The following is a 23546-nucleotide window of genomic DNA, read 5'->3' on the forward strand; positions in this document are numbered from 1 at the left end:
CTTTTATAATTTTAATAAATTCCCGGACTATAATGGAACTTACTACCCATTAAAGTTCAAAAATTAGTCCCTGCTCTTAGTCGCGATAAGTCTCTACCGCAGGGCATGAACACACTAAGTTACGGTCCCCGTACACGTCATCAATACGTGTAACGGTTGGCCAAAACTTATTTTTAGCTACTGCTGGCACTGGGAATGCAGCGTAAAAACGGTCGTATGCACGGTCCCATTCGTTACCTAACACGTCGCCTTGTGTATGCGGTGCAAACACTAGCGGGTTATTTTCAATTGACCATTCGCCAGAAATTACTTTTTCGATTTCGCCTTTAATCGACACCATTGCTTCGATAAAGCGGTCAATCTCACCTTTTGACTCAGATTCAGTTGGCTCAATCATTAATGTGCCAGCTACTGGGAACGACATAGTTGGTGAATGGAAGCCGTAATCTTGCAAGCGCTTAGCTACGTCCATTTCAGTAATGCCTGATAGCTCTTTAAGCGGGCGTAAGTCAACAATACATTCGTGAGCAACACGGTTGTTACGACCACGGTATAAAATTGGGAAGTGCTTGCTTAGCTCATGCGTTAAGTAGTTAGCATTAACAATTGCCATTTCAGTGGCTTGTTTTAAGCCCTCTGACCCCATCATGGTGATGTAAGCCCATGAAATAGGTAAAATAGCGGCTGAGCCATAAGGCGCTGCCGATACCGCACCGTTACCGATGTTAGTACCTGGTACGTTAATTACGCTGTGGTTTGGCATAAATGGCGCAAGGTGCGATTTAACACCAATTGGGCCAACACCTGGACCACCGCCACCGTGTGGAATACAAAACGTTTTATGTAAGTTTAAGTGCGATACGTCTGAACCAATAAAGCCTGGGCTTGTTACGCCAACTTGCGCGTTCATGTTTGCGCCGTCCATGTAAACTTGGCCGCCGTGCTCATGAATAATGTCACAAATTTCGCGAATTGTTTCTTCGTATACGCCGTGCGTAGACGGGTATGTGATCATGATGCACGACAGGTTTTCAGACACTTCCTCAGCTTTCGCTTTAAGGTCGGCCATGTCTACGTTACCGTTTTTGTCGCAGTTAACTACCACAATTTTCATGCTCGCCATTTGCGCTGATGCAGGGTTAGTACCGTGCGCAGAGCTTGGGATTAAACATACATTACGGTGTGCGTCACCGCGTGACTCGTGGTATTTACGAATCGCGATTAAGCCTGCGTATTCACCTTGCGCGCCAGAGTTTGGCTGTAGTGATACTGCATCGTAACCGGTAATGTTTACTAGCCAGTCGTGTAGCTCGCCAATCATTATTTGGTAACCCTCTGCTTGATCTAGCGGGCAGAATGGGTGAAGGTTTGCAAACTCAGGCCACGTAATTGGGATCATCTCTGCGGTCGCGTTTAGTTTCATGGTACATGAGCCTAACGAGATCATTGAGTGATTAAGCGATAAGTCTTTGCTTTCTAGTCGCTTAATATAGCGAAGCATGTCTGTTTCGCTGTGGTAGCTGTTAAAGTTTGGATGCGTTAGTACTTCGTCGTCACGTACTAAACTTGCAGGAATTGACTCGCTGCCATTTGCTTCAACGTCGGCTGCAATAGCGTCAACACTTAGGCCATGACCTTCGCCTAAAATAATATCGAATAACTCAGCTACATCGGCACGTGTTGTTGTCTCTGATACCGAAATTGAGTACTCGCCTTCGTGGTTTGTTGCAAAGTTTACGCCTTTTGCAATGGCACGTGCTATTACGTCGTCTTTACTGTCATCTGCAATTGTAAGGGTATCAAACCATGTGCTGTGTTTAAGTGCGATGCCTTTAGCTTTAAGGCCAGCAGCTAAAATATCAGCAAAGCGATGTATACGCTGCGCGATAGTTTTTAAGCCTTGTGGGCCGTGGTACACCGCGTAAAACGCTGCCATGTTGGCAAGTAATACTTGCGCTGTACATATGTTTGAGTTGGCTTTGTCGCGGCGAATGTGTTGTTCGCGCGTTTGCATTGCCATACGTAGTGCGTCGTTACCTAAACGGTCTTTAGATACACCAATAATACGACCTGGTAATGAACGTTTGTATGCGTCACGTGTTGCAAAAAATGCAGCATGAGGACCGCCGTAACCCATAGGTACGCCAAAACGTTGAGCCGAACCAAGTACTACGTCTGCGCCTAGTTTACCCGGTGCTTTTAATAGTAATAAGCTCATTATGTCGGCAGCAACACAGGCAATCGCCTTTTTGCTTTGTACGCCAGCAATTAGGTCAGTTATGTCTACCACTTCGCCTGATGTAGTTGGGTATTGGAACAATGCGCCAAAAATGTCGTGGTTTACGGCATCTTCTGCTTTACCTACAATTATTTCAAAACCAAACTGCTCTGCACGCGTTGTTACTACGTCGATTGTTTGTGTGTGTACGTCGTCTGCGATAAAAAAGGCATTGGCTTTTTTTGCTTTTGATACGCGTTTTGCAAGGCCCATAGCCTCTGCAGCGGCTGTTGATTCGTCAAGTAATGACGCGCTTGCTAAATCAAGACCGGTTAAATCTAGGGTCATAGTTTGGAAGTTTAATAATGATTCTAAACGCCCTTGTGCAATCTCTGGCTGATACGGTGTGTACGCTGTATACCAACCTGGATTTTCTAGTACGTTACGTAAAATTACGTGCGGTACGTTAGTTGGGTGGTAGCCTTGGCCAATGTACGATTTGAAAACTTTATTTTTGCTTGCTACTGATTTTAGGTAGCTTAGTGTTTCAACTTCAGTACGGCTTTGTCCAACTGTTAATGGCTGCTCTAAGCGAATGCTAGCCGGTACAGTTTGGTCAATGAGCTCTTGCACACTCGATACTTCTAAAGCACTTAGCATATCGCTTACTTGTGCTGGGCTTGGCCCAATATGGCGGCGAATAAAATCTTGCTTTTGCTCTAGTTCTTCAAGAGATTTGGCGTTTGACATGAATCCAGATTCCTATGATCCTAAATGCTAATGGGTAACTAGCATTAATTAAAATATTTGACGATTTAACAGCTCACTCAGTATGGGGTTGTGCGCTGTAAAATCATAAAAGCCCCATTTTTATACATTAAACGGGGCTTTTAGTTATCTTCAAAAAATTATTATTCTTCGTCGATAGTGTGCGAGTAACCTTCAGCGTCTAATAAGTTGTCTAGCTCAGACTCGTCAGATGCTTTAATACGGAATAACCAACCGTCGCCGTAAGCGTCGTTGTTTACTGTTTCAGGTGAATCTTCAAGCTCTTCGTTAATAGCAACAATTTCGCCACTGATAGGTGCGTAAATGTCTGATGCTGCTTTAACCGACTCTGCTACTGCACAGTCTTCGCCAGCGTCTACTTCGTCGCCAACTTCTGGTAATTCAACAAATACCATGTCGCCAAGAAGTTCTTGTGCATGCTCAGAAATACCAACAGTAAATGTACCGTCACCTTCGTTGCGAACCCACTCGTGTGAAGGTGCGTATTTTAACTCGCTAGGAATGTTGCTCATTTTATTTGTCCTTTGGTTTATATTGGGAGGATACCAATCGCAATAATTATTGTGATTGGTATAACCAAATTATTTAAATTATTGATTTACCGTTACGTACAAAGCTAGGCTTTACTACTTTAACGTTTACTAATTTTTTACGCATTTCTACTTGAGCTGTATCCCCTGTTGAACGTGGTACACGTGCAAGGGCTACACTAAAACCAAGTGTTGGTGAGAAAGTACCTGAGGTAATAACACCCTCCCCACCGTCAACAATTACTTTAGAACCGCTACGCAACACGCCTTTTTCTTCAAACACTAAGCCAACTAGTTTGTCAGTGCTTTTTTCTGCGCGTTGCTTAACAAGTACGTCACGACCAATAAAGTCGCGATCTTCTGGTTCCCATGCAATGGTCCATGCCATGTTAGCTGCAAGTGGTGATACGCTTTCGTCCATATCTAGGCCGTAAAGGTTCATACCTGCTTCTAAACGTAGCGTGTCGCGTGCACCTAAACCAGCAGGCTTAACCCCTGCGTCTAGCAGTTGTTGCCATAAATCGGCTGCTTGGTCGTTCGGTACTACTATTTCGTAACCGTCTTCGCCAGTATAACCCGTTGTGGCAATAAATAAATCACCTACTTGAACACCAAAAAACGGCTTCATACCTTCAACCGCTGCTTGTTGCTCGGCATTTAAAAGAGTGGCTGTTTTTGCTTTAGCGTTAGGGCCTTGTACTGCAATCATTGCAAACTCTGGGCGCTCTGTAACGGTTACGTCAAAGTCGCTCGATACGTTAGCTAAATGCGCTAGGTCTTTTTCGCGTGTTGCTGAGTTAACAACTAGGCGGTAAAACGTTTCGCTAAAATAATAAATAATTAAGTCGTCTATTACACCGCCTTGCTCGTTAAGCATGCCTGTGTAAAGCGCTTTGCCTGGTACGGTTAATTTTGCAACGTCGTTAGCTACTAGCTTACGTAAAAATGCTTGTGCTTGAGGCCCTTCAATATCAACAATGGTCATGTGTGATACGTCAAACATACCTGCATCGGTACGCACGCTATTGTGTTCTTCTATTTGTGAGCCGTAGTTGATTGGCATTTCCCAGCCATGAAAATCAACCATTTTTGCGCCCGCTTCTAGGTGCTTAGCATGTAGTACAGTTTTAGAAGTCATAACATTCCTTCACGTTTAAATTAACCCTGTTTAGGGCGTGGCTTAAATAGACTTTAATTGCTTAATCGCAATTAAAAACAGGCAAACATTGTTATGTTCACCTGTTGTTTGTATTCGTTATGCGGCTTCACTATGCATAAGTGCAAAACCTTGCGCTTGCATGTAGCTTTGCCATTTTTGTAATTCTTGTTGTTTAGCGACTAATACAAAGTGTTGTTCGTCGTTTTTATCAATGGCGGTAATAAATACATCACCACTTTGCGCACCGTAGCATAGTTGCGCATTTGATAAGCGCAAACCTGGTGTTAATTTAAAAGCATTAACTAGAGTATCAAACGCATTGTCGCCACTTAAAATAAAGCTTGCTAGGTCGGTGCGTACTACATAATCAATATCAAAACGTAGTTGTTGCTCGTTTATAAGTGCTTGTAGTTGAAGGCTTGCGTTGTGTGGCAGTACGAATCTAAAGGCGGTTTCGCTAAAGTAATAAACAGCAAAGCTGTAGTCAGAATTATAGTCGCCATCAAGTGTGCCTTTTAAGCCTAAACCGCTGGCGGTAAGCATTGTTAAATCAAGGCCTAAAATGGTACTTAAAAATACACTGGTTTCGGTGCCGCTAAAATCCATTACAACGTGATTGTTGTTAGTTTGCAAAGCGTTAGTAACCGCACTACTTGCGTTGCTGTGGCGGGCAAACATTATTGGGTTAAAAGTCATAACAAATACCTGTGTATTTTCGATTGTAAAAGTATATTGCCCACGCCTACCAACAACAAATTGTAATTTTTTATCAATTGATAAATAATACTTATATATATAGCTATATAAATTGTAATTTTAAATATGAAAAACATATCAACCGATGCTTTACGTACCTTTGTAATGGTAGTTGAAATAGGTGGTTTTGCTAAAGCCGGCGATTTACTTGGCCTGTCGCAACCAGCTGTTAGTTTGCAAATAAAGCGCCTAGAAGACGTGCTTGGCTATAAACTATTTAAAAAACAAGGACAGCGCCAAGTATTAAACCAGTACGGCGAGCTATTATTGCCTATGGCAAAACAAATGATGCAACACAACGATGCTATTTTGCAGCAGTTCACATCAGAAAATATCGCGGGCAAAGTGCGCTTAGGTATTCCGAGCGAATTTGCAGCGCGCATTTTACCTTCTATCATTGGCGACTTTGTGGCGCTCTACCCTGAGGTATCGTTAGAGGTTAAATCGCGTTTAAGTAAACATTTACTTTCGGCCTCAAGGCAAGATCAGTTCGATTTAGTACTTGCGCTCAATGAGCGACTTAACTCTGATAAGTTTCCTATTTTTATGCAAGACGAACTAGTGTGGGTGGGCGACCTGTCACTTGCGCAAAACGACGTGGTTACGCTAGTTACTGCCCCAGAGGGGTGTATTTATCGTCGCCGTGCAATTGATGCATTAAAAAATGCGGGCATAAAATACCGTATTGTCTATAGCAACGCAGATTTAACCGGCCTTATTGCTGCATTAAAAGAAGGCTTAGGTATTACCGTACTTGCTAAAAGCACAGTACCGAGTGAGCTTAACTATCAAGTTCAAACCAAACATTTACCGGCTCTTGGCAATATTGGTATTAGTTTAATTAAAAGTTCGGGTGAATCTGATCATGCCGTAGATAAGCTCGCGGAATTTATAGCGCTACGTTTGGGCTATAGCTAATCAAAACTTTATAATTAGTTTATGAGTTGTGAAGTAATACAAAAGAAACAATTTAGTTAACAAAGTTGCATAAGTAGGTGTTTTTAGTTCTATTAAACTGAATAATTAAATAGTTAATAACATTGATTCGTATTCGTTAACGTGTTCAAATTACGCCAATTAAGATAATTGACATGATTAGGAACACAATGAACCCTAAGTTTTTAGTATCTACTTTGGCAACTGCGGTTGCTTTGTCTTTTAGTGCTACTGCAATAGCAAAAGACACCAGCGATAAAGAACAACGCTTTGAACAAATTACTGTTATTGGCTCAGAACAAGCAATTAACGACATTCCTGGTTCGGCTACGTTTATTTCTGATGAAGAACTTCAAAAATTCAAATTTACTGATATTTCTCGCGTTTTAGCGTCTGTTCCCGGCGTTTACGTGCAAGAAGAAGACGGTTACGGCCTTCGCCCTAATATTGGTATGCGCGGCACAGGTACTGGCCGTAACGATAAAATATCAGTAATGGAAGACGGTGTATTAGTTGCACCAGCACCTTACTCTGCACCTTCTGCTTACTACTTCCCTACTATGGGTCGTATGGAGTCTATTGAAGTATTAAAAGGCGCGGCATCAGTTAAGTATGGCCCGCGTACTACGGGAGGTGTTTTAAACTTACTTTCTCGCAGCTTACCTACTGAGCCAAATAGCTCAAAAGGTATGGTAGATGCAGCCCTTGGTGGTGATGGTTACTACAAAGGTCACGCTTACTTCGGTAAAGAAAAAAACAACACAGCGGGTTTAATTGAAGTATTTACTTACGGCGCCGACGGTTTTAAAGAGCTGCCAGTAGGCGATGACAACACCGGCTTTGAAAAAACAGATTTACTATTAAAGTTTGGCCATACGTTTGGTCAAAACGATGCGCATAATTTAGAGCTAAAAATTAAGTACTCTGACGAAACATCAGACGAAACATATATGGGCTTAACAGACGAAGACTACCAAAAAAGCCCTTACCGTCGTTATGCAGCATCGCAAAACGATGAAATGAATACTCGCCACAACGCATACCAACTTAACTACGCGTACCGTTTTGGTGATGGCTATGAATTTTTAGCTACGGCTTACTTAAACGATTTTCATCGTAACTGGTATAAAGCCAGCAGCGTAGGTTTAAGTACTCTTGAGCAGTACAGCGATTTTGAAGCAAACCCAACAAGCGAAGGCATTGAAGGTATTGGTGTTAAAGCTAATAACCGCGATTACCAAGCTAAAGGTATTCAGTCTGAATTACATATTCCTGCAGGCGATCATTATGTGACTGTTGGCGTACGTTACCACGAAGACGAAATGGATCGTTTTCAGTGGCAAGATACCTACACGCTTAATCAAGACTTGAGCTTAACGCTTACAGAGCAAGGCGTTCCTGGCTCAGACAGCAACCGTGTAGATAGCGCAGAAGCAAGCACCTTGTTTATTCAAGACGAGTGGACAATTGATGCATTAGTAGTAAGTGCAGGTCTTCGTTATGAAGATATTACTATTACGCGTGAAGAGTGGTCTAAATCAGATCCAACACGCAGCAACGGTTTAACTAAAGATGTGTCGAACGACACTGAAATTTTAGTTCCGTCGTTAGGTGCCACTTACACGCTTAACGAAAACGTAACGCTACTTGCGGGCATTCAAAAAGGTTATGCACCAGCAGCACCAGGTAATGCAGACCAAGAAGAAGAAGAAAGTGTAAACATTGAGTTTGGCTCTCGCTTTAATATGGATGGCTTTAGCGGTGAAGTAATTGCCTTTTACTCTGACTACGACAACATGCACGGTAACTGTACTGCAGCGGTTGGTTGTAGCGACGACAACATTGGCGACCAATACAACTACGGTGAAGTAGAAGTAGCAGGCTTTGAATTTAGTGCAGCACGTACGTTTGCAACTGATACAGCTATGTTCCCAGTTAAATTAACGTATACCTACACAGACTCTGAGTTTAAAAACGATTTTGATTCAGAAATTTGGGGCGCGGTAGAAAAAGGTGATGCAATGCCTTACGTACCAGAAAACCAAGTAGCGCTATCGTTAGGTGCTGAGTTTTCTGCTTTTGTAGTTAACAGCCAAATACGTTACGTATCTGATGCGCATGCTAATTTGACTGAGTCGGGCTTAAACGCAATTGATAGCCGCGTAGTATGGGATTTAGCTGCTAAATACTTAATCGATGAGAATCAAAAAGTATACCTAAGCGTTGATAACTTGTTTGATAAAACATACGTTGCTAACCGTTCAAACGGTGGCATTCAGCCAGGTAAGCCGCGTACTGTACAGATGGGCTACACTTATAGCTTTTAAGCTTAAAGCTGGTTAAACGGTTCACTAACAGCGTTAATAATTTTTTATGTAAGAGCACTACACATCTAAATTATTGCCTTGTTATTAAACCGTTTATCAAAGCTTACAAAGTTAAAAGCGTAAGTTACAGATACAAAAAAGCCGAGATTGAATTTCAATCTCGGCTTTTTTAATACTTAATTTAAATTAGGTATTATTTATTAGGTATTAGTTATTTGCGTTACGTTGGCGTAATACTTCAAACAAACAAATACCGGTGGCTACCGATACGTTTAAGCTTGAAACAGTACCCGCCATAGGAATTTTAACGAGCATATCGCAATGCTCACGCGTTAAGCGTCGCATGCCCTCGCCTTCTGCGCCCATAACAATAGCCATTGGGCCTGTTAAGCTTGCATCAAATACGTGGTTATCAGTTTCGCCAGCAGTGCCTACAACCCATACGCCTGCATCTTTAATTTCGCGAAGCGTGCGTGCAAGGTTAGTAACTTGAATAAGCGGTACTGTTTCGGCTGCGCCACAAGCAACTTTACGTGCTGTGCCGTTAAGTTTTGCAGAGCGATCTTTAGGTACAATTATAGCGTGAACACCTGCCGCGTCTGCACTACGTAGGCATGCGCCTAAGTTATGCGGATCGGTAATACCATCAAGTACAAGTAAAAACGGTGTGTCTTCACGAGCGATTATCGCATCAAGATCTTTTTCATTAAATGTAGGAGCAGCTTTTACGTTGGCAATAATACCTTGATGCTGCTCACCTTTTGATTTGCTATCAAGGGCTTTACGCTGCATAAACTGTACTGAAATGCCAAATTTACGTGCTTCATCAATAATCGGAGTTGAGCGTTTGTCGTCACGACCTTTAAGGGCGTAAATTTCTACAAAGCGCTCTGGCTCGCTTTCTAAAATTGCTTCAACAGAGTGAAAGCCAAAAATTAATTCATTACTCACGTATTATCTGCTCCTGGACTAGTACTTTTGCGGGCATTTTTGCCAGCTCTTTTAGGCTTTCTAACTGCCTTCTTCTTCGGTTTTTTCTTTACGGCAGTGTCTGCTGCTTTTTTATCTGCGGGTTTTGTTGCAGACTTATTTGCAGGCTTGCCTTTATCTTTATTTGCTGGCTTTTTTTTGCCCTTTGGTTTGTCATCGCTGTGCGACTTTTTACCCGGTACTTTGCCTGCTTTTAATTGCGAGCGAACACTTGCTGGCGCATGCTCAGATTTACCTGAACCTTTTTTTGGCGCACGACGACGTGAGTATCTGTCTTGTGCAACATCGCCTTTAAGCGTTAAGTTGATACGGCGATCGTCTAAACTAACCGATGCAACGTTTACTGTTACTTTATCGCCAAGGCGATAAACTTTGTGAGAGTGCTCACCTATTAGGGTGTGTTTTGCTGCATCATGCGCAAAAAACTCGTCGCCTAAATTAGTAACGTGAACAAGCCCATCAATTTGTAAATCGTCTAAACGAATAAACAAACCAAAGTTAGTGACCGATGAAATAACACCGTTAAATTCAGTGCCTACATGATCCTGCATAAACTCACATTTAAGCCAATCGGCTACTTCGCGAGTTGCATCGTCAGCGCGGCGCTCTGTGGTAGAACACTGCTCACCTAGTTGATCAACTTCGTCGTCGGTATAAGCATATTCGCCAGACGTTTGCTGACCCTGTGCTTTTATGACTGCTTTAATAGCACGATGTACTACTAAATCTGGGTAACGACGTATTGGCGATGTAAAGTGCGCATAAGCCGATAACGCTAAACCAAAGTGACCAATGTTATCTGGCTGATATACAGCTTGTTTCATTGAACGCAGTAGCATAGTTTGAATTAGTTCAGCTTCTGGGCGGTCACCTAGTCGCGCTAATACTTGGGTTATTTCTTTTGGCGTTGGCTCGTCGCTTAATGTGCTTTCAATACCTAACTCGCCTAAAAACTTAGTAAAGTTACCTAGTTTTTCGCTATCTGGTTCGTCATGCACACGATAAAGCGCGCTTGCTTCGTGCTTTTCAAGAATTTTAGCCGCCGATACATTGGCTAAAATCATACATTCTTCAATTAGTTTGTGCGCGTCGTTACGAATAACAGGCACTATTGATTCTATTTTACGCTGAGCGTTAAATACAAAACGTGTTTCTAGGGTTTCAAACTCAATGGCACCACGGTCTTGGCGTGCTGCTTTAAGTGCCATATACATTTGCTGTAAGTCAGTTAAATGTGGCACTACGGCTGAGTATTCTTCGCGTAGTTTTTCGTCGTTTTGTAAAATGGCATTTACTTTGGTGTAAGTTAAACGTGCATGCGAGTTCATTATCGCTTCGTAAAACTTATAGCCCGAAAGTTTGCCCGCACTCGATACGGTCATTTCGGCAACCATACATAAACGATCTACTTTTGGATTAAGCGAACATAGTCCATTAGAAAGCACTTTTGGTAGCATCGGAATTACTTGCTCAGGGAAATACACTGAGTTACCACGCAAAATTGCTTCTTTGTTAAGCGGCGTGTTCATTCCTACATAATGCGATACATCGGCAATGGCAACCCATAAGCGCCAGCCACCCGATTTTTTAGGTTCACAATATACGGCATCATCAAAGTCGCGCGCGTCTTCACCATCAATAGTTACAAGTGGTATGTCACGTAAATCTACGCGACCTTGTTTATCGGCTTCGTCAACAAATTCACCTAGGTGGGCAACTTGTGCTTCAACTTCTTCTGGCCATACATGTGGAATATCGTGATTGCGCAGTGCGACTTCAATTTCCATACCTGGGGCTAAATGCTCACCAAGTACGTCTATAATTTTACCTACCGCGTTCATGTTACGGCTTGGATTTTGTGTAATTTTAACCTGCACCATTTGGTTATGGCGGGCACCGTTTTCGTTGCCTGGTAAAATCATTATATCTTGCGTGATGCGCGGATCTTCAGCGACTACAACAGCAACACCATGCTCTACAAAGTAGCGGCCAACAATTGGCGCGCGCTCGTTAGTAAGCACTTTTATAATACGTGCATCGCATTTTGAGCCAGAGCCACGTTTAGTGCCTTTAGCTAGTACAATGTCGCCGTGTAACACCATGTTCATTTGGTGTTTAGCAATAAACCAATCTTTACTCTCGCCTTCAACTTCTAAAAAGCCAAAACCGTCTCTGTGGCCTATTACTTTGCCTTTGGTTAAACCGGCTTCGTCAATTAGGGCATAGCATTTAAATTTATTAAAATACAGCTGTCCGTCACGCTCCATAGCGCGAAGGCGGCGTTTAAATGCTATTTGGCGTTCGTCATCGTTTACTGCTAATTCTTCACATAATTGTGCGTAGTTAGCAGGCTTTGAACGCTCTTGAAGGTGAGTAAGTATAAACTCACGACTAGGGACTGGGTTTTCGTACTTTTCTTGTTCTCGACTGAGATTTGGATCTTGGTTTGACATTCACTATCTTGTTAGTTGGTTATGTAGGTATTTTAACCCATATAGTTATAATGAGACAGGTAAAAGCTATTAAACTTTTAAGAAAGCGCTTTTACCTTAGCTGTATGGCCTAAAAATCTAGCGCAATGGGGCTTAATGGCCCCTTAACTGCAAAGTGTTTAGTCATCTCGTTGCAATGCTAAAACCCTTTCGCGCTATTATAACCTGAGCTCTGGATAATAAATCTATCTCGAGCAGCTATTTTCAGCGCTAACAGCGTTGAATATACTTGCAATAGGCTAGGGTCTGTTGATCTTTGCGGATTAAAATTTGTTCAAACTAGGGGCTATTTAATCGCGGCGCGAGATTTGTAACCTAGTGGGCTAAGTAAAAACCGAGCAACAAAGAGTAAGTAGCCCCTAGGAAGAACCCTTTGGGCAGCGCCTGTTTGGCATTAATGCTACGTTATCGCCCATTTATGGGGAATAACCACACTGCATAGGCTCTGCCTTGCCTAAATACCAAACAGACTGCTGCAAATTTAACCTTGAAAGTTCAACAGACCCTAGCTATTGACGCGTAAATTCGTCTTGTTTTCACTAAAAATCTCTGGCTAGAGAAAATAAATTTAAATATCACCATGATTCAATACGTTAGTAAATCTCTTAACCAGAGTTCAGGTTATTTATTTTTTTGTAGGTTTTTCCAGAGCAGTTTGCTTATATTATCAATAAAGCTTGGGTCTTCTTCTTTCATTGTAAGCAAAATTTGCTTATTCATTTGTGTTTTATTTTGAGCGTAAATCCAGCGGTTTTTATTAAACTGCTGGGCAAACTCAAGTACACCTGCTTGTAGTTCGTCGTTATTAATAAATGTAGCTTCAACCACTTTATTGTCTAGCAACTGCTCTGCACCAACACGCTCTCCTGACATAGCTAAACGATTAAAGAATGTTTGCGAAATTGCTTTATTAATTATAGGAAACATCGACGGTACAAACGGCACCATTACATCCACTTCAGGAAAACAAAAGAAGCCTCTGTCTGACTTCATAAATCTAAAATCGCACGCACATGCAAGCACAGAACCATTACCATAGGTATGTCCGTTTAACGCCGCAATAATAGGCATAGGAAAAGTAACTATGCGCTTAAACAAGTCGCTTATTTGAATCATAAAGTCAGAAATTGCTGCTGGTAAAATACTTGGATTAGACATCCATTGAAGGTCGATACCTAGTGACCAGTTTTTATCGCTCGAAGACGTTAAAATAACTGACTTTATATTTTGATCTGCTTCGATGTGGTCAAGGTGTAAATTAAACTCAGCCAAAAACGCTGGATTGTGACGGTTTTCAGCGGTATTCATGGTGAGTATAGCGGTGTTATTTTTAGTTGTTAGTTCTATTAGATTTGCCATTAAACCCTCTTTTAGCGCTTTTTAAGCTAACTTTAAGCGCCGTTCGTTACTTTTATAAGTAACATAGTAATACTTTGCTTATAATTTATAAACCCACTATTTATAACCACCCTTTTTGTTTAGCTATACGCGCAGCATCTATGCGGTTAGTGGCGTTTAGCTTAGCTATAGCGTCTGATAAATAATTACGTGTGGTACCTTCGCTTATAAATAACTGCTTGGCTATATCGCTTGTTTTAAGGCCGTCGCTTGCAAGTTTAAGCGCTTTTCGCTCTTTATCGGTAAGCGGGTCGGAGTCGTCTAGTGCATTAATAGCAAGCTCTGGGTCAATTACTTTTTGCCCCTGCATTACTTTTTTAAGCGCATTTATTAGCTCTTCACTTGGTGCTTCTTTTAAAATAAAACCTTTAACACCTGCCGTAAGCGCTCGCCTAATATAACCCGCACGAGAAAATGTGGTCATAATAACCATTTTTATAGCGGGGAACTTAGCGGCTATTTTTTCACTCAGCTCTATACCATTCATGGTTGGCATTTCTATATCGGTTAAAATTATATCGGGATGTAAATCACTATCAAGCGCCTCAATTGCATTAAGTGCATCTTGCCCATTACTTGCTTGCCCAATAATCTCAATATTAAAATCGAGACTTAATAGTGCTGCGATTGCGTCGCGAACAAGCGCTTGATCTTCCACTAAATAAACTTTAATCATTGTAAATCCTTATCTGTGATTGGTAGCATCACATTTAGTGTAAAAGTATCACCACACGTAAACTTAGCACTGCCCTTTAATTGCTCTGCTCGCTCTGTAATGCCATTTAGACCATTACCTGCTTTTAATGTATTGCATGGCGCGTAATCAATCACTGTAATGAGGAGCTGCTGCACTGTTTGATCTATATTTATTGCGCAATTCTTTGTGCTGCTATGGCGTAATAAATTAGTCACAGCCTCTTTAATTATTAACCCAGCGAACCCTTCAACCTTAGCGGGTAAAGTACTTAAATTTGCATTAACCTTTACGCTAAAGCCTTGCTCTATTAGCCTTTGCTCTAGCTGTGCTATTTGACTGACTAGATTGAGCTGTTTTAAATCACTTACTGCGTTTCTTACATCGCTAAGTAACTGTCTTGCAAGATCTGCCACTTGCGCTATTTCGTTGTTGGCTTGAGCGTAGCGCTCTCCTTGGTTTAATTTATTAGCAAGCTCAGCCTTTAGAGCAATAGATGACAGTGAGTGGCCTAAAATATCGTGCAAGTCGCGAGCTATTCGTTCTCGCTCAGCAATCGCTGCTAATTGCTCTAATTGGTTAGCGCTTTCTTGTTCGCGCTTTTTGTATAAACGCTCTTTTTGACCTGCTATACCAAAGGCAAATAAAGCCCCACATAATATTAAAGATCCGGCAAAAAAGTACTTAACGTTATGTACATCAGCAGCATATGCAGCCCCTATAACACTTACAATAACCGCTAGTGCTGCAAAAATCCGCTGCTTGTAGCTGTATGATGACCCCGCTATATAAGCAATAAATCCAAATAACGTTGAAGTGCCTGACGTATAAAATGTGGCACTAAAGCACACCAATAACATCACTACAAATAACTTGGTAACATTAGAGTTTTCGCAGTCCATCGCCTTGACGTAAAGCAGTATAAAAACAATGTAAAATGCGAACGTCATAACAATGTTATTTGCGCTTAAGTTAGAAACATTAAAAATGGTGGGCAGTAAATAAAAACCGGTGAAAATTAGCGGTGCATAGTCCCAAAACTTTTTCCCTGACGTTTTTTTAGCTGTACTTAATGTGTCCATATTGGAGCCTCTGACTTATTCTTTTTATTTATAGCACTGTTTTTATTAATAAATATAAATAACATAAAAATGCTCATGAGTATAAAGCAATCATTTATTGAAACTGTAAAGCCCAGCCCATCAACAAATTCACTAATAGACAGGCTTATTAAAATTAAAGTATTCATAGCAACCTCCAGTTGAGTACATTAACTATGCCTGTGTAATAAAATAATAAGAGTGTGAAGTGTCATTAACTTTAATGACTTTTGTCATATTGGGAAAATTTCATCTTGTAAAAGTAACCTCAATGATAAGATATTAAAAAAAGGAGATAGCGTTTTAATGCAACCACAACAGCAAAGCCTGATTTACTTACACATAGCCGTTTTACTTTTTGGCGGAACCGCTCTATTTGCCAAGCTTATTGGTTTAAATGCTTTAGATATTACCGTTTATAGAACTGCAATTGCAGGAATGGCTATTTTAGCTATGCTGTATTTTCAAAAAAAACAAATTAAACTAAACAAGCCTAAAGACTACCTTATTGCATTATTTTTAGGGGTTGCGGTGGGTATTCACTGGGTAACCTATTTTGCTGGTATGCAAATGGCCGGTATAACAATTGGGATGCTGGCGTTTTTTAGCTACCCCGTAATGACAGTGTTTTTAGAGCCCTTATTTAATAAAAGCAGGCCAAAAGCAAAAGATATAATAAGTGCGGTGGTAGTTGTTTTAGGTATTTACCTATTAGTACCAAGTGCAAACTTAGGCGACGATGTAACCCTGGGTATAATGACAGGTGTAATATCGGCATTGTTTTTTTCAATCAGAAACATTACTCATAAGCGCTACTTTAGCCAATATGGCGGGCCGCAAACGATGTTTTATCAAACCTTAGTGGCAAGTATTATGCTGTGCGCATTTATTGAAGTCCCTGTGTATGAGGTTAGTGATCATGATCTGATTTTAATTGCTATAGCGGGTATTATTTTTACGGCTACACCTCACTCATTATTTGCAGCAAGTTTAAAGCATTTATCAGCGGCAACCGCTGGGTTAATTTCTTGCTTACAACCACTTTATGGCACCATACTGGCTATAGTAATTATTCATGAACGTCCTACTGTTATGACGTTAGTTGGTGGAGCACTCATAGTGAGTGCCGCTTGTTTTGAAACGTGGTCAATCACTAAAAAGGCTCGACAATGAAAGTATTTGCACACCGTGGTGCCAGTGGGGATTTTCCTGAAAACACCAAAAGCGCTATTTTAGAAGCGTTAAAAGTAGGTGTTGATGGTATTGAAGTAGATATTCAAAGTTCCTTCGATGATTACATGGTAATACACGATTCATGGCTTGATAGAACCACCAGCGGTAAAGGCAGGGTGAGTAACTTTACCGCTCATGAGCTCTCTAAGCTTGATGCTGGAAATGGTGAAAAAATTCCTACTCTTCAGCAGCTGTTTGATTGGAATAACAATAAATCTTTATTAAATATTGAGCTTAAACACACGTTTGCACTAGAAAGGTTTGTGGCTCAATTAGAACAAAACATTGAAGCTAAAAAAATATCGAAAACCAATATTTTAGTATCATCGTTTGATCATCATCAACTACAGTGGCTTAAAAGCAAGCTACCATGGCTTAAAATAGGCGCTCTTACTTCTTCTATTCCAATTAACTATGCAAAGTTTGCAAGTGATTTAAACGCTTATAGCGTACATGCAGATAAAACCTTTATAAATAAGGCTTTTGCCGATGATGCAAAAAAAAGAGGCTTAAAGATTTATGCTTATACGGTCGATAGAGAACAAGATATAGCGCTAATGCTTGAGTATGGCATAGACGGAATTTTTACAAATTACCCAGCGCGAACCAAAGCTTACTTGTTGTCGTTACAAAAAAGCTAACTTACATCTCCCTAACTAAAATAAAAATCGTAGGGTTTAAGCATAATGAGTGTTTTTATGAAAATTTATAACTATATAGAGCAAACATTCTTTTTTACGTTAACGCGTAAAATAGTCGGTAATTTAAGTTTTGTATTATTGCTCCAAGCAATTACGTTATTTTGGCTGCATCAGAGCTTAAGTGAACAACAGCAAAGTACAGGGCTATTTTGGCTGCTTACGCTTGTTATTATATCTGGTTTTATTTTTACTCTTTTTTATATGCGTTTTTTAATTGTTCGCCCTGTTAGTGCTATGCGCGATACTTTGATAAAAATAAACCAACAAGATGCAAATTTAGCAGCAAAGCTTCCCCACTTTTCATATGACGAATTTAAAGATTTAAGCACGCAGTACAATATGTTTACTGCCCATTTAAGTGAGTTACTCAGCACAACATACAACAGCGCTCAAGCCAGCGCACACAGTAATACACAAGTGACACAGTCAATGAAAAATACTGAGCAATCAAGTGAGCAACAAATACAATTAAGCCACAGTATTATTAATGGCAGTATGCAAATAACCCAAAGCTTACAAAACATAGTAAATAATACAGATAGCGTGCATAACGTTAATAATGAACACCTTAACTTTGTAAAACTCTCTGCATCAGAGCTCGCTGCTTTAGTAAAGCAGGTTAAACTTATTACTAATATGCTGGGTAGCTTTTCAAATACAATTGCGGGACTAAAAGAGAATAGTGAAAACATTCGTAGTATTTTAAAAATGGTTGAAGAGTTTTCCGATCAAACCAATTTACTAGCGCTCAACGCCGCTATAGAAGCAGCTAGAGCAGGTGAAGCTGGTAGAGGGTTTGCCGTAGTTGCAGACGAAGTGCGTACACTTTCAATAAAAGTGAGTGGCGCAACTAGGCAAATAAGTGACTTTATTACTCAAATGAATGATTTAGTAAACGAGACGAATAAAGAGTCAGAGCAATTAATTACCCACTCCAATAATGCACAAAGCTCAATTAGTGCAACCTGTGATGGCTTTACTAAAATGCTGAGTGAATTTGAGCACAACCAACAACAGTTACAACAAATAGCTAACGCGGTGCATATGCTTGAAGATACTCAAACCGATACTCACCAATCGGTAGAACAAATTGTAGCGCTAGGTGAGCAAGCTAAACAGCAAATAGATACAGCCCTTAGCGATTGCCAACAATCTCAACAGTTAAGCTTACAAACCCAACAACAGTTAAAGCGCTTTGTGCGCTAAGAAGCGTTTTCGGGCTCAGAGAAATATGGTAAATTACGCAGCTATTAATTTAAGTGTGTGAAGTGTGTGAGCAACCCTACCCCAGACTATGAAAAATTAGCCCTGCAAATAAAAACCTGGGGACAAGAGCTTGGTTTTAGCGAAGTAGGTATTACTGATATTGACCTATCTAAGCACGAAGCCCAACTCCAACGCTGGCTTAATGCTGGCTACCACGGCTCGATGGATTATATGGCTGCTCACGGCATGAAACGCGCTCGCCCTGCTGAATTAGTACCTGGTACGCAGCGTGTAGTCTCTGTAAAAATGAACTACCTCCCACCTGATGCAGGCTTTGCAAAAACCTTAAAAAATAAAGAAAAAGCATACATCAGCCGCTATGCACTGGGTCGTGATTACCATAAATTAATGCGTAATCGTTTAAAAAAACTAGGTCAAAAAATAGAACAAGAAATTGGCGAATATGGCTTTAGGCCTTTTGTCGATTCAGCTCCTGTACTTGAACGTCAACTCGCTGAAAAAGCCGGTTTAGGTTGGCGTGGTAAGCATTCTTTATTAATTAATCAAGAAGCAGGATCGTGGTTTTTTTTAGGCGAGCTATTTATTGATTTACCTCTACCAATAGATGCAGAGAACACCTTTGAGGGATGCGGTAAATGCGTTGCTTGTATTACTCTTTGCCCAACAGGTGCAATTGTAGAGCCTTACGTTGTTGATGCACGTAAATGCATATCGTACTTAACGATAGAACACCAAGGACCCATACCCGAACAATACCGAACTTTATTAGGCAACCGCATTTATGGCTGTGATGATTGCCAGTTGGTATGCCCTTGGAATCGTTATGGACAAATAACGGATGAAAATGACTTTCATCCCCGTACTCAATTAAAAAATAAAGATTTACTTGCGCTGTTTGCTTGGGATGAGCCTACATTTTTAAAAAATACCGAAGGCAGCCCTATTCGTCGCATAGGTCACGAACGTTGGTTACGTAATTTAGCAGTTGGTTTAGGTAATGCAGAGTTCAGCCCCGCTATTATTAATGCCCTACAAGATAAAAGCCAAATATGCAGCGAACTTGTTTTAGAGCATATTGAATGGGCACTTGCTCAGCAAAACGATAAACAACGATTACAAATTCGTAAAACAGCTAGGTTAATTAGAATTGTAGAAAAAGGCTTACCAAGGGATGCATAGCACCGCTTAAGTAAACCTTTATATTGCGAAGTAACTAGTTTTTCAAAAGTAACGATAGATCTTGTTCTATCTCTGTAAAGGCTGCTTTGACTTGTTTAACAGACTCTTCTCTTGCTACTGAGTTTTGGATAGTTTCATCTACTTTTTTATAAATAAACACCTCCTGATCTTCATCCAGTCCCATTGATGGGATACGTTCTTCGAGCTCTTCTTGTAACTGTTTAAACACTTTTTCGTTGTTTTGACGGTTTTCATTCAACAAGCTAATTAAGCTATGAAACTTACTATGAACAGTACTTGCTACGGCATTAAGTTTTGCTCGTTGTGATTCAAGCATTTTCTTGGTCATGATGGCGCGTAGCTGCTGCTCGGTAACACTGACAATAAAACATACGTGGTCGCGTATACGGCCATGCTTATCAGGGTCATGATCGGGCATATTTAAAATAAGTAAGCTAATCAATTCATAGTTAACTAAAATTCGGTGCGAAAACTCATGTAAGCGCCCTTTGTTTTTCAGCATTTCAAATAGCTCCACCACAATAGGTGAACACACGCCGTTTAGTGCAAAGTGGCTAATTTCATTATTTTCTCTAAATTCTACATTGCTTTGTAAATCAAAAGACTGAAGGCAATCTACAAGCGCTTTACCTAGCTCTTGAGGGTCGTTAATAAAGCCTATGTTTTCAACGTAGTTAACTATCTGCCCCATTTCACTGCTGTTAGCCATGGCATTAAATGCAGTTGATGTAGCATCTTCAACTTGCTTTTCAAGGCTTTGTTTTTCAACAAGTACTTGGTTTAAATTTTTAAGCTTTGACTTAAGTTCATCATGGCCAAAGGGTTTTACAATATAGTCTTCTGCACCAACCGAGTAGCCTTCCATGCGCTCTTCAACTGTGCCGCGAGCAGAAACAAACATAACAATAATGTGTGCTGTATTTGGGTTTGCTTTAAGTGCCTTACATACTTCATAGCCGTTCATTTGCGGCATACTTACGTCGAGCAATATAACCTGAGGCATATAGCCCTCAACCATGTTTAAACACTCAGGACCATTCGTTGCTACTTGTAATTCAAAATCAAGATCCTCTAAAATTTCCTCAATAATTTCAAGGTTAAAGGGTTCGTCATCAACGGCAAGTATTTTAGTTAAGGCCATAATTTATCATCCATTCAAATTCTCAAAAAGTTACTTGGCTTGCCAAAAAAAATTAATTACTGTGTTGTATTAATTGATCTTCAGCCAAATGATCATCTAGATTTATTTCTAATGGCACCTGTATAGATATAGTTGCACCACCATTTTCGTTGTTACGTGCAGTGATCTCACCTTGGTGTAAAGATACAAACTCTCTACACAAGGCAAGACCGAGCCCTGTACCACCAGCACCGCTATTTGTTTTACTGCTTTGTACAAACTTAGTAAAAATATGCTCTAGTTCATCTTCAGGTATACCGACCCCATTATCGGTAACCTTTATAGTAGCAAGCTTATTATCTGACTCTAAATTTACCCGTATTTTACTTTTTGGTTCGCTAAATTTAAGTGCATTACCTAATACGTTTCGAAGTAACTGATTTATTTGCTCTTCATCACATTGCGCAATTACAGGTAATGGCTGCGCGGTAAATACAATCTCAATTTCTTTTTCCATTGCCGTACCAGATACATCATCAATACTTGTTTTAATGATGTTCGATAAATTATATGGACGAGGATTAAATGGAAACTTACCCACATCTAGCTTAGATAGGTCGAGTAAATTATTTAGTAGCGACAGTAAACGCTCGCCACTACTCTCTATGCGAGATAGGTATTTAATGAGTTTTTCTTTTGCAAAATCTCCAGCATCTAATTTACTTAGACCAAAACGAGAAAAGCTTAAAATAGAGTGCATTGGTGTACGAAGTTCATGCGACATATTAGCTAAAAACTCTGATTTACTTAAGTTTGCAGCCTCAGCCACATTTTTAGCGTGCTCGAGTTGTGAAGTACGTGCTCTTACTTGCTCTTCAAGGATATCTTTTGCTTCAAGTAGTAAATCTTCTTTTTGCTTAAGGTGAGTTACATTTTTAAATATTACGGCAAGTGCTATTTCGCCATGGTGATCTATCTCATTAAAAGATCCCACCAACGGTATATATCCCCCTGCTGTTTTAGATAAACGTAAGTCGCAGCTAAATTGGCGATTACTATTTAATGTCGAAATTTTATCTTTAATACCTAACGTTGAATCATCATCTAAAAAGTTAAATACTGACTTACCTTCGAGTTCGTTAAACGGTAAATTAAATAGTTTTAAACAAGCATCATTAGCTTCTATTACCCTACCGCATTTCTCAAACAACATAATTGCATCGGGCGTATGCTTATAAATAACCTGGAGTAGACTGTCTTTTTCAATCAGGGCATCAACTGTATCTTGTAGCCTTTCAACAAGTTCTGCGTTATGGCGTTTTAATAACTCTGTTTGCCATAATTTATGTATTGATTGTAATAGTGAGCTGTCGTTCAGTGGCTTAATAAGTACGTCTTCTACACCTTGACGAATAGCTTCAATCATCGAAACTTGATCGGGACGTGAGGTAAATAATAAGCAGCGGCAATGTGGTTGCGTTACTTTTAAGTTTGAAAAAATTTCTAAACCTGTTCCGTCATCTAAAACAAAATCGCTTATCAGTATATCGATTTGCTTTTCTTTAGTAATTTCTAAAGCTTCTGCGGAGGTGGTTGCTGTATGAGTCTCTATATGAGCACCGATTAAGCTATTTTTCATTTTTTCGAGGCGCTCAGGAACATGATCGACGAGTAAAATAGCGGGTAATTGCAAAATATGATTAGAGCCTAATTCTAGTAGGCTTTCTAAAAGAGAAGTAATTTCTTTATTAGAAAAAAACGGGTAGATCACGGTTGCGTCAGGCGCAGCATGATTTAGCTCACTAAATGCAGTTAGTTGCTCACCACTTTCAGCTTTTGGAGCAAGTAACATAAAACGCTCTTGCGCTACTTCACTAACAAGGGATTTTATAGAATCAACAGGCACACCATGGGCAACAACAACTAAGTCGTAGTTGCCTATATTGGTATACATGTCTAGCATGCTGAAATGAATTAATTCGACTTCACATCCTATTAATTCTAAAAGCACTTTCACACGCATTGCGATGATACTGCTACTATCAACAATTAATATTTTTCGAATCATCAAGCTACACTTCAAATTAATAAACTTAATATGTTAATAGCGTAGTCTATTTTTCTTTAATTGGCATAAACCCTTCGTCTTATTTTGTAAAAAAATATTACAGCATTATGAAAAATAATTTATTCCAAATGTTTTCCAAAAATAGTAAGGCTATACGCCTTATCATCCATTATTGCAACACTTGGCAACTCGCCCCATATTGCAAAATCAAAATGTTTAAACAATTTAACACTCGGTAAGTTATGACTAAAAATAAAACCGAGTAATACCTTAATATGTAGTTGCTTAGCTTGTGTTTGGGCAAATATCATCAGCTTTTTACCAAGCCCTTTACCTTGTGCTTTACTGGTAATATAAATGCTCATTTCTACTGTGCCATCGTAAGCAGGACGGCCATAAAACGATTTATAGCTCACCCAAGCAAGTACTTGGTTATTTTCGCAATAAACGTAAATAGGCCTTTTATCGTTATGGCTATTAAACCAGTCACGCTTTTCGTCAACGGTCACTTCTTCGGTATCTGCAGTTACCATTCGCCCTGCAATAGTTTCGTTGTAAATGGCTACAATTTCTTTAAGATCATTAATAGTTGCTAAACGGATTGTCAT

18 protein-coding genes are annotated in these 23546 nt (G+C 40.1%); 6 read left to right on the forward strand and 12 right to left on the reverse strand.

Annotation, left to right across the window (positions count from 1 at the left end; translation table 11 throughout):
* Positions 1–76 precede the first annotated feature (76 nt).
* The 4 genes from gcvP to BW142_RS01650 all read right to left on the reverse strand — a co-directional run bounded on the left by gcvP (position 77) and on the right by BW142_RS01650 (position 5392).
* The gene (gene gcvP / locus BW142_RS01635; RefSeq protein ID WP_076923679.1) at positions 77–2968 is read right to left on the reverse strand and encodes an aminomethyl-transferring glycine dehydrogenase; all 2892 of its coding nucleotides are present in this window, start codon (positions 2966–2968) and stop codon (positions 77–79) included.
* Between the two features lie 161 nt (positions 2969–3129).
* Positions 3130–3519 carry a glycine cleavage system protein GcvH gene (gene gcvH / locus BW142_RS01640; RefSeq protein WP_002958029.1) on the reverse strand — a complete coding sequence of 130 codons (390 nt, stop codon included), beginning with the start codon at positions 3517–3519 and terminating at the stop codon, positions 3130–3132.
* A 73-nt stretch (positions 3520–3592) separates the two neighbouring features.
* On the reverse strand, positions 3593–4675 hold the full coding sequence (gcvT, locus tag BW142_RS01645; RefSeq protein WP_076923680.1) for a glycine cleavage system aminomethyltransferase GcvT: 1083 nt from the start codon (positions 4673–4675) through the stop codon (positions 3593–3595).
* Positions 4676–4792: 117 nt separating this feature from the next.
* Positions 4793–5392 carry a hypothetical protein gene (locus tag BW142_RS01650; RefSeq protein ID WP_024599315.1) on the reverse strand — a complete coding sequence of 200 codons (600 nt, stop codon included), beginning with the start codon at positions 5390–5392 and terminating at the stop codon, positions 4793–4795.
* A gap of 126 nt (positions 5393–5518) precedes the next feature.
* On the opposite strand from BW142_RS01650, the gene BW142_RS01655 reads away from it, so the two are divergent.
* Both BW142_RS01655 and BW142_RS01660 read left to right on the forward strand, forming a co-directional pair.
* A complete protein-coding gene (locus BW142_RS01655; protein ID WP_024599314.1) occupies positions 5519–6370 on the forward strand; it encodes a LysR family transcriptional regulator in 852 nt (283 codons plus the stop codon).
* 188 nt (positions 6371–6558) lie between these two features.
* The gene (locus BW142_RS01660; protein ID WP_076923681.1) at positions 6559–8715 is read left to right on the forward strand and encodes a TonB-dependent receptor; all 2157 of its coding nucleotides are present in this window, start codon (positions 6559–6561) and stop codon (positions 8713–8715) included.
* Positions 8716–8922: 207 nt separating this feature from the next.
* On the opposite strand, the gene rlmB is transcribed toward BW142_RS01660, so the two are convergent.
* From rlmB to BW142_RS01685, 5 genes are all read right to left on the reverse strand, one after another.
* Positions 8923–9666, reverse strand: a complete 744-nt coding sequence (rlmB, locus tag BW142_RS01665; RefSeq protein WP_007378377.1) for a 23S rRNA (guanosine(2251)-2'-O)-methyltransferase RlmB — start codon at positions 9664–9666, stop codon at positions 8923–8925.
* Positions 9663–12158 (reverse strand): ribonuclease R, encoded by a 2496-nt coding sequence (gene rnr, locus BW142_RS01670; protein WP_076923682.1) that lies wholly within the window; start codon positions 12156–12158, stop codon positions 9663–9665. Before rnr ends, rlmB begins: the two co-directional genes overlap by 4 nt.
* A gap of 660 nt (positions 12159–12818) precedes the next feature.
* Positions 12819–13556: an enoyl-CoA hydratase/isomerase family protein gene (locus BW142_RS01675; protein WP_076923683.1), complete on the reverse strand. Its 738-nt coding sequence runs from the start codon at positions 13554–13556 to the stop codon at positions 12819–12821.
* A gap of 100 nt (positions 13557–13656) precedes the next feature.
* On the reverse strand, positions 13657–14271 hold the full coding sequence (locus BW142_RS01680; RefSeq protein ID WP_076923684.1) for a response regulator transcription factor: 615 nt from the start codon (positions 14269–14271) through the stop codon (positions 13657–13659).
* Positions 14268–15371 carry a histidine kinase gene (locus BW142_RS01685; RefSeq protein WP_076923685.1) on the reverse strand — a complete coding sequence of 368 codons (1104 nt, stop codon included), beginning with the start codon at positions 15369–15371 and terminating at the stop codon, positions 14268–14270. The genes BW142_RS01680 and BW142_RS01685 overlap by 4 nt, the downstream gene beginning before the upstream one ends.
* Positions 15372–15695: 324 nt before the next feature.
* Between BW142_RS01685 and BW142_RS01695 the strand changes: the two genes are divergently transcribed.
* The 4 genes from BW142_RS01695 to queG all read left to right on the forward strand — a co-directional run bounded on the left by BW142_RS01695 (position 15696) and on the right by queG (position 19729).
* The gene (locus tag BW142_RS01695; RefSeq protein WP_076923687.1) at positions 15696–16562 is read left to right on the forward strand and encodes a DMT family transporter; all 867 of its coding nucleotides are present in this window, start codon (positions 15696–15698) and stop codon (positions 16560–16562) included.
* On the forward strand, positions 16559–17263 hold the full coding sequence (locus BW142_RS01700; RefSeq protein WP_076923688.1) for a glycerophosphodiester phosphodiesterase family protein: 705 nt from the start codon (positions 16559–16561) through the stop codon (positions 17261–17263). The genes BW142_RS01695 and BW142_RS01700 overlap by 4 nt, the downstream gene beginning before the upstream one ends.
* Before the next feature lie 45 nt (positions 17264–17308).
* Entirely contained in the window at positions 17309–18529 is a 1221-nt protein-coding gene (locus BW142_RS01705; RefSeq protein ID WP_076923689.1) for a methyl-accepting chemotaxis protein, read from the forward strand.
* 66 nt (positions 18530–18595) lie between these two features.
* Entirely contained in the window at positions 18596–19729 is a 1134-nt protein-coding gene (gene queG, locus BW142_RS01710) for a tRNA epoxyqueuosine(34) reductase QueG (RefSeq protein WP_076923690.1), read from the forward strand.
* A gap of 34 nt (positions 19730–19763) precedes the next feature.
* Here the strand turns inward: queG and BW142_RS01715 are convergent, their stop codons facing one another.
* The 3 genes from BW142_RS01715 to BW142_RS01725 form a co-directional block, all read right to left on the reverse strand.
* Entirely contained in the window at positions 19764–20891 is a 1128-nt protein-coding gene (locus BW142_RS01715) for a response regulator (protein ID WP_058154163.1), read from the reverse strand.
* A gap of 52 nt (positions 20892–20943) precedes the next feature.
* On the reverse strand, positions 20944–22938 hold the full coding sequence (locus BW142_RS01720; protein ID WP_076923691.1) for an ATP-binding protein: 1995 nt from the start codon (positions 22936–22938) through the stop codon (positions 20944–20946).
* 119 nt (positions 22939–23057) lie between these two features.
* A complete protein-coding gene (locus tag BW142_RS01725) occupies positions 23058–23546 on the reverse strand; it encodes a GNAT family N-acetyltransferase (protein WP_076923692.1) in 489 nt (162 codons plus the stop codon).

This window comes from Pseudoalteromonas sp. EB27 (genome assembly GCF_001974875.1).
GTDB lineage: Bacteria > Pseudomonadota > Gammaproteobacteria > Enterobacterales > Alteromonadaceae > Pseudoalteromonas.

Excerpts from the sequence above, each read along its gene's own strand:
- BW142_RS01655 (WP_024599314.1), top strand. The coding sequence starts at position 5,519 with ATGAAAAACATATCAACCGATGCTTTACGTACCTTTGTAATGGTAGTT.
- BW142_RS01660 (WP_076923681.1), top strand. The coding sequence starts at position 6,559 with ATGAACCCTAAGTTTTTAGTATCTACTTTGGCAACTGCGGTTGCTTTG.
- BW142_RS01685 (WP_076923685.1), bottom strand. The coding sequence starts at position 15,371 with ATGGACACATTAAGTACAGCTAAAAAAACGTCAGGGAAAAAGTTTTGG.
- BW142_RS01725 (WP_076923692.1), bottom strand. The coding sequence starts at position 23,546 with ATGACAATCCGTTTAGCAACTATTAATGATCTTAAAGAAATTGTAGCC.
- BW142_RS01720 (WP_076923691.1), bottom strand. The coding sequence starts at position 22,938 with ATGATTCGAAAAATATTAATTGTTGATAGTAGCAGTATCATCGCAATG.
- BW142_RS01675 (WP_076923683.1), bottom strand. The coding sequence starts at position 13,556 with ATGGCAAATCTAATAGAACTAACAACTAAAAATAACACCGCTATACTC.
- gcvH (WP_002958029.1), bottom strand. The coding sequence starts at position 3,519 with ATGAGCAACATTCCTAGCGAGTTAAAATACGCACCTTCACACGAGTGG.
- BW142_RS01715 (WP_058154163.1), bottom strand. The coding sequence starts at position 20,891 with ATGGCCTTAACTAAAATACTTGCCGTTGATGACGAACCCTTTAACCTT.
- BW142_RS01650 (WP_024599315.1), bottom strand. The coding sequence starts at position 5,392 with ATGACTTTTAACCCAATAATGTTTGCCCGCCACAGCAACGCAAGTAGT.
- gcvP (WP_076923679.1), bottom strand. The coding sequence starts at position 2,968 with ATGTCAAACGCCAAATCTCTTGAAGAACTAGAGCAAAAGCAAGATTTT.
- BW142_RS01700 (WP_076923688.1), top strand. The coding sequence starts at position 16,559 with ATGAAAGTATTTGCACACCGTGGTGCCAGTGGGGATTTTCCTGAAAAC.
- gcvT (WP_076923680.1), bottom strand. The coding sequence starts at position 4,675 with ATGACTTCTAAAACTGTACTACATGCTAAGCACCTAGAAGCGGGCGCA.
- BW142_RS01705 (WP_076923689.1), top strand. The coding sequence starts at position 17,309 with ATGAGTGTTTTTATGAAAATTTATAACTATATAGAGCAAACATTCTTT.
- rnr (WP_076923682.1), bottom strand. The coding sequence starts at position 12,158 with ATGTCAAACCAAGATCCAAATCTCAGTCGAGAACAAGAAAAGTACGAA.
- BW142_RS01680 (WP_076923684.1), bottom strand. The coding sequence starts at position 14,271 with ATGATTAAAGTTTATTTAGTGGAAGATCAAGCGCTTGTTCGCGACGCA.
- BW142_RS01695 (WP_076923687.1), top strand. The coding sequence starts at position 15,696 with ATGCAACCACAACAGCAAAGCCTGATTTACTTACACATAGCCGTTTTA.